General features: G+C 71.0%; 1 protein-coding gene. It reads left to right on the top strand.

Annotated elements, in window-relative coordinates; translation table 11 throughout:
• A partial coding sequence (locus EAO73_RS35350; RefSeq protein WP_263576324.1) for a helicase-related protein occupies positions 1-687 on the top strand: 687 nt, incomplete at both ends.

Raw genomic sequence — 687 nt, 5'->3', positions numbered from 1 at the left:
CTACATGACCGCCACACCCCGCATCTGGAAAGAACGCCCGCCGCGGCCCTCCTGGACGGAGCGGCAGGCCGGCTTCGAGAACCTGCGTGATCCGCTGCCGCAGGAGATGGCCTGTTCCATGGACGATCCCAAGGTCTTCGGGCCTGTCGTCTATGAGCTGTCGCTTGCGTCGGCCGTCTCGCGGGGGCTCCTGGCCCGGTACCAGATCGTGGTCGTAGAACTGAGGGACCCGGTCGTCACCCCGGCCAGGTTGTCGGGGCCGGAGAAGCGGGACGAGGACGTCCGCGGCGAACGCGGCCGCTTCGACGGTGCGGTGGTGGAAGGTGATCGTGGTCTGCAGCCGGTGCTCGGCCATGGTCTCCAGGAGCGCTGCCTGGAGCGCGCCCATGCGTTCGCCGGCGGGCTGGGGAGGGTCGCGAAGCGGCTCCATGCGGCGGACTCGGAGCGGTACCCCGAGCGGGTGTGGGCCAACTGGCTGTGCGGGGAGCACGAGCCCGACCACCGCCGCCAGGTCCTCGCCGACTTCGGCCGGCGCGCGGGACGGGCTGTGCTGTCCAACTGCCGGGTCCTGGGTGAAGGCGTCGACATCCGGGCCGTGGACTCCGTCGCCCTCCTCGACCCGAAGGGGTCGCCGGTCGACATCGTCCAGGCCATCGGACGGGCGCTGCGGCAAAAGCCCGGACAAGG

Source organism: Streptomyces sp. col6 (assembly GCF_008042035.1).
Lineage (GTDB): Bacteria > Actinomycetota > Actinomycetes > Streptomycetales > Streptomycetaceae > Streptomyces.
The sequence above is the reverse complement of the archived record's forward strand: the minus strand, read 5'-3'. Positions and strand labels throughout refer to the sequence as shown.